Annotated in this window: 6 protein-coding genes; 2 read left to right on the top strand and 4 right to left on the bottom strand. The window is 74.3% G+C overall.

The window, feature by feature from the left end; translation table 11 throughout:
• Positions 1–740: macrolactam cyclase family protein (locus tag GL263_RS17955; protein WP_500294567.1), on the bottom strand; the 740-nt coding region annotated here is incomplete at its 3' end.
• Between the two features lie 1,041 nt (positions 741–1,781).
• On the opposite strand from GL263_RS17955, the gene GL263_RS17950 reads away from it, so the two are divergent.
• Together GL263_RS17950 and lhgD are read left to right on the top strand one after the other, a co-directional pair.
• On the top strand, positions 1,782–3,407 hold the full coding sequence (locus tag GL263_RS17950; RefSeq protein WP_182856738.1) for an NsdA family TPR-like regulatory protein: 1,626 nt from the start codon (positions 1,782–1,784) through the stop codon (positions 3,405–3,407).
• A 260-nt stretch (positions 3,408–3,667) separates the two neighbouring features.
• Positions 3,668–4,888, top strand: coding sequence for an L-2-hydroxyglutarate dehydrogenase (gene lhgD / locus GL263_RS17945; RefSeq protein WP_323379454.1), 1,221 nt, complete (start codon positions 3,668–3,670; stop codon positions 4,886–4,888).
• A 16-nt stretch (positions 4,889–4,904) separates the two neighbouring features.
• Here the strand turns inward: lhgD and GL263_RS17940 are convergent, their stop codons facing one another.
• From GL263_RS17940 to GL263_RS17930, 3 genes are read right to left on the bottom strand one after another with little or no spacing between them, the layout of a single operon-like run.
• Positions 4,905–5,594, bottom strand: coding sequence for a TetR/AcrR family transcriptional regulator (locus GL263_RS17940; protein WP_182856737.1), 690 nt, complete (start codon positions 5,592–5,594; stop codon positions 4,905–4,907).
• Positions 5,591–6,271 carry a DUF4166 domain-containing protein gene (locus GL263_RS17935; protein ID WP_182856736.1) on the bottom strand — a complete coding sequence of 227 codons (681 nt, stop codon included), beginning with the start codon at positions 6,269–6,271 and terminating at the stop codon, positions 5,591–5,593. The genes GL263_RS17940 and GL263_RS17935 overlap by 4 nt, the downstream gene beginning before the upstream one ends.
• A complete protein-coding gene (locus GL263_RS17930) occupies positions 6,268–7,017 on the bottom strand; it encodes a hypothetical protein (protein WP_182856735.1) in 750 nt (249 codons plus the stop codon). Before GL263_RS17930 ends, GL263_RS17935 begins: the two co-directional genes overlap by 4 nt.
• Between the last annotated feature and the right edge of the window lie 14 nt (positions 7,018–7,031).

The raw sequence follows: 7,031 nt of genomic DNA, 5'->3' as shown, positions 1-7,031 counted from the left end.
GAGACAGGGGTGGGGATGCCGGGTTCCGGTCCGCCGTCCGGGAAGCCGGCGGGTACGTGCCGCGGGGCGGCCAGCCGGACCCGTACGGCTTCGACGAGCGCTTCGCGCAGGCCGCCGACGGCCTGCTCGGCGGGTGCCGGTGGCGCGGCGACGACCGACGGCGCGTCCGGTTCGTAGCTGGTGGTCTGGCGGGAGCCGCCGTCGCGGAGGACCAGCGCGTGGCCGGGCGGTACGCGGCGGACCTGGGCGTAGGGGGTGCTGTCGCCGAGCGCTTCGGGGGCGTCGGGGGCGGCGAGCAGGGCGGCGAGGTGGCCGATGTCGAGTTGGGCTTCGACGAGGTCGGCGAGGGGCAGTGCGGCGGTCGCGTAGGCGGTGCCGCCTTCCCAGGGGGTGTGGAAGACGGGTCGCGCTCCCGCGAGGTCGCTGACGACGGCGACGCGTCGCCCGACCCGGACGACGACGGTGTACGAGCCGGGCCAGCAGGTGAGTTGGCGTACGGCACCGCCGCGGGCGGCGGAGAGTCCGAGCCGCAGTTGTTCGTCGTCGGCCCCGCAGTGTCCGAACACGGCCAGGGCGCTGTCCCGTTCGCCTTCGACGAGTCGGACCTCGCCCGGCCGCCAGTCGCCGACGGCCCACAACGGGTCGGGGTCCGGCCACAGTTGCGTCGCGCCGACGGGGTGCAGGGTGCGGGCACGGGCGGCCCGCGGGGTGGTGCTGCTCCATCCCACCAACCACCGCATCGACGCCTCCACCAGTGACCGTTCGGCTGCGCTCGCCGTTTCGGCTGCCGTTTGTGGGCCCATGCTGCCATGAGAGGGGCGGGATGGGAGCGTCAAGGGGCGCAGGGAGGCACGTGTTGGCGTGCTCGGAGTCCTGGGTGGCCGGCCGGGGAGCGGGTCGGCGGCCGACGGGTGCGGGCGGTCGCCGTGCAGGTGCGGCTGCCCGGCGTGACGGCGTGGAAACCGGACCGTTGCGGTGGTGACAAACACCCAGGACACAAACAGTGGTTTTCGGCCAACTTGTGGCTGTGACAGGGTCTTTCCGGCTGTGGCGGTTGCGCCGTGCGTGACGGGTGTTGTTGGGCGGTCCGCGTACGGACGGGCTTGATCGCTCGTCACGTCCGTACGCGGACCGGGCTCGATCGCCGGGCACACAACTCCGGCATATGCCACACCACGTTGTCGCGCTCCGACTGCCGCAGGCCGGTTTCCGTCGTCCTCAACCGGCCCGCCGGGCCTCCGGACACATGAGCCGGCGCACAACCGGGAAGGCCGGGAGGCACGACCACCTCCCGGACCCGGACGCCGCCCGCGGGGATGTGGGGCGGCGGTATTCCCCCAGCCCGCCGGTGCCACACGGCGGGCCGACCCACGCGTGTTCCATGCAACACCGCCGACCGCAACGGGCACAGAGCGCACGGCCGGGCGCACGATCACACGACCGGGGCACGTCGACGAACCACGGGTGGCCGGGTCGCACGCCCCGGCTCGCCTCCTGGAACGTGCCACCTCCACACCCTGCGCCTCGCCTCCGACCCGCGCGACCGCCGAGGAAACCCAGGAACGGACATGCGCGACATAGCCTCCGTTCTTCGCGCCGCGTGCGCCGCTCGCGCACGGCGCTCGCGCCGGAGCCCGCTCCGCACGCGCGTACGGAAACGAATCCCGCCATCCGGCCGGCGAGCCCTTAACGGTAGGGATTCGGCGAACTACGCTGGGTTCACGAATGCCCCGAGCATTTTCCAGTGCGGTGGGGCAGCCGTCGGTGTGTCAGGGGTGCGCATGTCCAGGGAGCCACGCGGGCCGCACGAGAAGCGCGGGCCCAACGAGAAGCTCGGTACAGTCCTCGCCCTCGCCGGCATCAGCAACGCCGGACTCGCCAGGAGGGTCAACGACCTGGGGGCGCAACGAGGTCTGACCCTTCGCTACGACAAGACCTCGGTGGCCCGGTGGGTCTCCAAGGGGATGGTCCCGCAGGGTGCGGCACCGCACCTGATCGCGGCGGCGATCGGCAGCAAGCTGGGGCGGCCCGTCCCCCTGCACGAGATCGGGCTGGCCGACACGGACCCGGCGCCGGAGATCGGCCTGGCATTCCCCCGTGACGTGGGAGCGGCCGTCAAGTCGGCCACCGACCTCTACCGGCTCGACATGGCGGGCCGACGCGGTGGCGGCGGCGTCTGGCAGTCGCTCGCGGGATCGTTCTCCGTCAGCGCGTACGCGACGCCGATCTCGCGCTGGCTGATCAGCCCCGCCGACGGCTCGGTCGCCCGTGAGACGGCCGAAGCCCCGGACGACCCCGGCGCCGGCGAAGGCCCGGACGGCGGCGCCGGGAAGTCCGAGCTGACCGGCCGGGCGTCGCCCGGCGCCGACTCCGCGGCCGTCAACGGCAGGCGCCCCAAGAGCCGTTCGGCGGCCGGCGGCAAGGCACCGACCCGCGAGGTGACCGCCCGCCCACCCGGGGCGACCGGCGGCACGGGTTCCCGGCACTGCATACGCGTCGGCCACAGCGATGTCGCCAAGCTGCGCGAGGCGGCGCAGGAGGCACGCCGCTGGGACTCCAAGTACGGCGGCGGCGACTGGCGTTCCTCGATGGTCCCCGAGTGCCTGCGGGTCGACGCGACACCGCTGCTGCTCGGCGCGTACAGCGACGAGGTGGGCCGCTCGCTGTTCGGCGCGACGGCCGAACTGACCCGCCTCGCCGGCTGGATGGCGTTCGACACCGGTCAGCAGGAGGCCGCGCAGCGCTACTACATCCAGGCGTTGCGACTCGCCCGCGCCGCGGCGGACGTCCCGCTCGGCGGCTACGTGCTGGCCTCGATGTCCCTCCAGGCGACCTACCGCGGCTTCGCCGACGAGGGCGTGGACCTGGCGCAGGCCGCGCTGGAGCGCAACCGCGGTGTGGCGACCGCCCGCGTCATGAGCTTCTTCCATCTCGTGGAGGCCAGGGCGCACGCCAAGGCGGGAGACGCGCCGGCGTGCGGGATCGCCCTTTCGGCCGCCGAGAGCTGGCTCGAACGTGCCAGGGAAGGCGACGCGGACCCGTCCTGGCTCGATTTCTACTCCTACGACCGGCTGGCCGCCGACGCCGCCGAGTGCTACCGCGACCTCAAGGCGCCGCGTCAGATGCTGCGCTTCACCCAGCAGGCGCTCTCCCGCCCCACCGAGGAGTACGTGCGCTCGCACGGCCTCCGTCTGGTGGTCTCCGCCGTCGCCGAGCTGGAGTCCGGCGACCTGGACGCCGCCTGCGCGGCGGGGGTGCGGGCCGTCGAGGTGGCCGGCCGGATCTCCTCGGCGCGGACGATGGAGTACGTCCGCGACCTGCTGCACCGCCTCGAGCCGTACGGGGACAACCCGCGCGTCGCCGAGTTGCGGGAGCGGGCGAGACCACTGCTCGCGGCGCCGGCGTGAGGGCGCGCGCCCCGGCCCGCCGACCGCGCCCGGCTCGCGTCGCGGGCGCGCGGACGTGACCGGGCGGGCCGGACCGGCGCGTCCGTCCGCCCCGACGTGACCGGCGCCGCAGTGCGTTGTCAGTGGTGGCGACCATGATGGGTGACGTGGTGGTTGTGCCGAACTCCGAAGGACCTCAGCGCCCCGGTGGGACCGGGGCGCCCGACGCCTGCGCGGACGGCGGCCCGGAGCGGGCCGCTCCGGCCCCCGCGCCGACCGCGGTGCGGCGCGGCCGCGCACGGTACGACCACGACGTCCTGGTGGTCGGCGCGGGCATCGTCGGTCTGTCGACGGCGTACGCGCTGACCCGGGCCAGACCGGGCGTGCGGGTCGCCGTCCTGGAGAAGGAGGCGGGCCCGGCCCGCCATCAGACCGGGCGGAACAGCGGCGTGATCCACAGCGGCGTCTACTACCGGCCCGGGTCGCTGAAGGCCAGGTTCGCGGTGCGGGGCGCCCAGGAGATGGTCAAGTTCTGCGCGGAGTACGGCGTCCCCCACGAGGTCACCGGCAAGCTGATCGTCGCCACCGAGCGCTCCGAGCTGCCCCGGCTGCACGCCCTCGCGCAGCGCGGGCGGGAGAACGGCATCCCGGTGCGGGAGCTGGGCCCGGCGCAGATCACCGAGTACGAGCCGTACGTGCGGGGGCTCGCCGCCATCAGGGTGGGCACCACCGGGATCTGCGACTTCCGCGCGGTGGCGGACCGGCTGGCCGACCTTGTCACCGCCGCCGGCGCAGAACTGCGGTACGGCGCGGCGGTGACGGCCGTCGACCGGCGTGAGGGCATCGGCGTCGCCGTGCGGCTGTCCGACGGGAGCGTGCTGCGCGCCCGGGCCCTGGTGAACTGCGCGGGGCTGTTCGCCGACCGGCTCGCCCTGCTCTCCGGGGACGACCCGCCGGCCCGCATCGTGCCGTTCCGCGGCGAGTACTACGAGCTGGCCGAGGAACGTGCGGAGCTGGTCCGCGGCCTGGTGTACCCGGTGCCCGACCCGGCCTTCCCGTTCCTCGGCGTGCATCTCACGCGCGGCATCGACGGCGGGGTCCACCTCGGGCCGAACGCCGTCCCCGCCGCGGCCCGCGAAGGGTACGACTGGCGGACGGCCTCGGCCGACGACCTCGCCCGCACGATGGCCTGGCCCGGCGTCTGGCGGCTCGCCCGGCGGCACTGGCGCTACGGCGCCGGCGAGATCCACCGTTCGCTGTCGCGGGCGGCGTTCACCCGGGCCGTGGGCCGGCTGCTGCCGGCGATCCGCGTCGAGGACCTGCGTCCGGCCCCCGCCGGCGTACGCGCCCAGGCCGTCCTGCGGGACGGCACTCTCGTCGACGACTTCCTCATCAGCGAGGCGCCGCACACGGTGCACGTCCTCAACGCGCCCTCGCCGGCCGCCACCGCGTCGCTGCCGATCGGCCGGGAGGTCGCCGGCCGGGTCCTGGCGGGCCTGTAGCGGGTGCCCGCGGCTGCTACGGGCGGGACGTGGCGCCGCGGTAGGCGGTCGTCCGGCGCAGACGGGCCCGCACCGCGCGCTGCGCGACCGGCCCCAGCTCGTCCAGCGCCGCCGCCAGCGCGGCCAGCTGTTCAAGCGCGCCGAACGCCTCCGCCGCGCCCTCGGCGTCGACGCCCTCGTACAGCTCCAGACCGACAAAGGACGCCGCCAGTGCTTTCGCGAGCCCCGGGACGTCCAGCAACTCGGCGAGCGGAGTCTGGGCGAGTACCCGCCCCAGCACGGCCTCCAGCTCGGTGATCCAGCTCTCCAGACCGCCCGCGGTCGCACGGACGAGCCGGGGCTGGGTCTGCGCGCCGGCCAGCAGCTGCGCCAGTACGGCGACGTGCCCCTCGGTCCGCTCCCGCGCGTGCAGTTCGCGGCCCAGGTCGAGGAGTTCCGCCAGGGTGGTCACCCGGGCGAAGCGGTCGCGGTACAGGGCGACGCGCTGCTCCGCGCCGTAGCGGCAGGCCTCGGCGAGCAGGTCGTCGACGCTGCCGAAGTGGTAGAAGACAAGCGCCTGGTTGACGCCCGCCGCAGCGGCCACCGAGCGGGCGGAAGTCTTGGCGATGCCCTTCTCGACAAGCGTCTCCAGCGCGCCGACCAGCAGCTTCGTCCGGGTGTCCGGGGGGGCGCCGGAGCCGGTGGTGCAGGGTGGCGTGTCGCTCATACACGCGCCTCCTCACGTGTCGGGCGCAGGCCGGGCCGCACACCGGTGATCTCGACGGGCGCGTACTCGGCGGTGAACGAGCCCTCGTAGCCGAAGAGCGGCCCGAACCTGCGGTTGGTGACCCGCACGCTGATCCGGAACCGTCCGGACCGTTCGTCGAAGCTCTCCCGCACCTCCGCGTCCCCTCCGAGCAGCGCCGGCACCGGCACGTCCACCGGTCCCTCCCGGAAACGGTAGGCGCCTGACCGGATGATCAGTGACCCGTCTGCGGCCACCTCGGGATGCAGGTCGGTGGCCAGGTGCTGGTGCGTCCCCAGGTAGTCCACCACACAGCCGCGTCGGGCACTGTAGATCATCGTCGCGTCGAAGCGGCGGCTGCGGTCGGGGAAGTCGAAGGTGCGGACGAAAGTGACGGTCTCCCGCCCGTAGCCGTCGACGTACGGGACGTTCTCTATGGTGAAGGGCACGTCGCGGCCGGCCCGTGCCACGAGGACGTTGCGCGTACCGCCGAGTGCCAGGAAGGGCCGGACGAACGCCTGGCCCTGCCAGATGCGGTCCATCACGCCGCGTCCCGTGCAGGTCTCGCCGCTGTGCAGGCCCACGGAGAACCTCCGGCGCAGCTCGGGATGGAGGCGGTCGAAGTCGGCCCCCAGGGCGCGGCGGAAGATCGAGGTCATGTGTCCCCCTTCGGGTCGGACCTTTTGCGGTCGGGTGGTGCGGCGCCTTCGCGGTCGAGCCCGCGGAGGAGCGCGGGCGGACGACCGTCATCGCGACGTGTCGGCCGACGGCGGCAGCGGCGCGCGGCCGGGGTCGAGGGCAGGGGCGGCAGCAGCAGGAGGGTGACCACCGCGGCGACCGCGACCACCGGTGGCGCGGTGGCGACCGCGAGCAGGCCGAGGCCCGCCCGGACGGCCGTCTCCGCGACCGCCCGCGCCAGAGCGCGCTCGGGACGGACGTCCCGTTCACACCAGAGCCGGAGGCGGTCGAAGGACCAGGCGGTCGCCCAACCCATCACCGGGCGGAAGACGAGGCGGTCGGCGATCCTCCCGAAACGGCCCCCGCGGGGCTGGTAGTCGTAGCCGGTCAGGAAGCGGACCGTGCCGTCGGGCTCGGGAACGTACCGCCAGTAGCCGCGCCCTTCGGCGATCAGCGACAGGCGGTCCGGTGAGGCGAAGCGCAGCGCACTGGTCCGGGTGCCGTCGGGCCTGTGCCGCTCGCCGGCGCTCACTCCGGTGCCGGCGACGGTGAGGAACGGCAGGACCCGGGTCGCGTAGCGGAACCGCCTCGGCTCCTCCACCGGGCCAGGTAGCTGGTCGATGCGCGTGAACCGCACGTCCCAGCGTGCGTGTTCGCCGGTCTCCTGGGTGCGCCGCCACAGTTCCTCCAGCGGCACACGGATCCGGGTCTCGATGTAGAGCCCCATGCCCCTCCCCCTCA

It is taken from the genome of Streptomyces durbertensis (assembly GCF_014156695.1).
Taxonomy (GTDB): domain Bacteria; phylum Actinomycetota; class Actinomycetes; order Streptomycetales; family Streptomycetaceae; genus Streptomyces; species Streptomyces durbertensis.
This window is presented reverse-complemented; position numbering and strand designations above follow the sequence as displayed.

Bases quoted from the DNA above. Each gene is read 5' to 3' on its own strand.
- GL263_RS17935 (WP_182856736.1), bottom strand. From the start codon at position 6,271: ATGACCTCGATCTTCCGCCGCGCCCTGGGGGCCGACTTCGACCGCCTC.
- GL263_RS17930 (WP_182856735.1), bottom strand. From the start codon at position 7,017: ATGGGGCTCTACATCGAGACCCGGATCCGTGTGCCGCTGGAGGAACTG.
- GL263_RS17950 (WP_182856738.1), top strand. From the start codon at position 1,782: ATGTCCAGGGAGCCACGCGGGCCGCACGAGAAGCGCGGGCCCAACGAG.
- GL263_RS17940 (WP_182856737.1), bottom strand. From the start codon at position 5,594: ATGAGCGACACGCCACCCTGCACCACCGGCTCCGGCGCCCCCCCGGAC.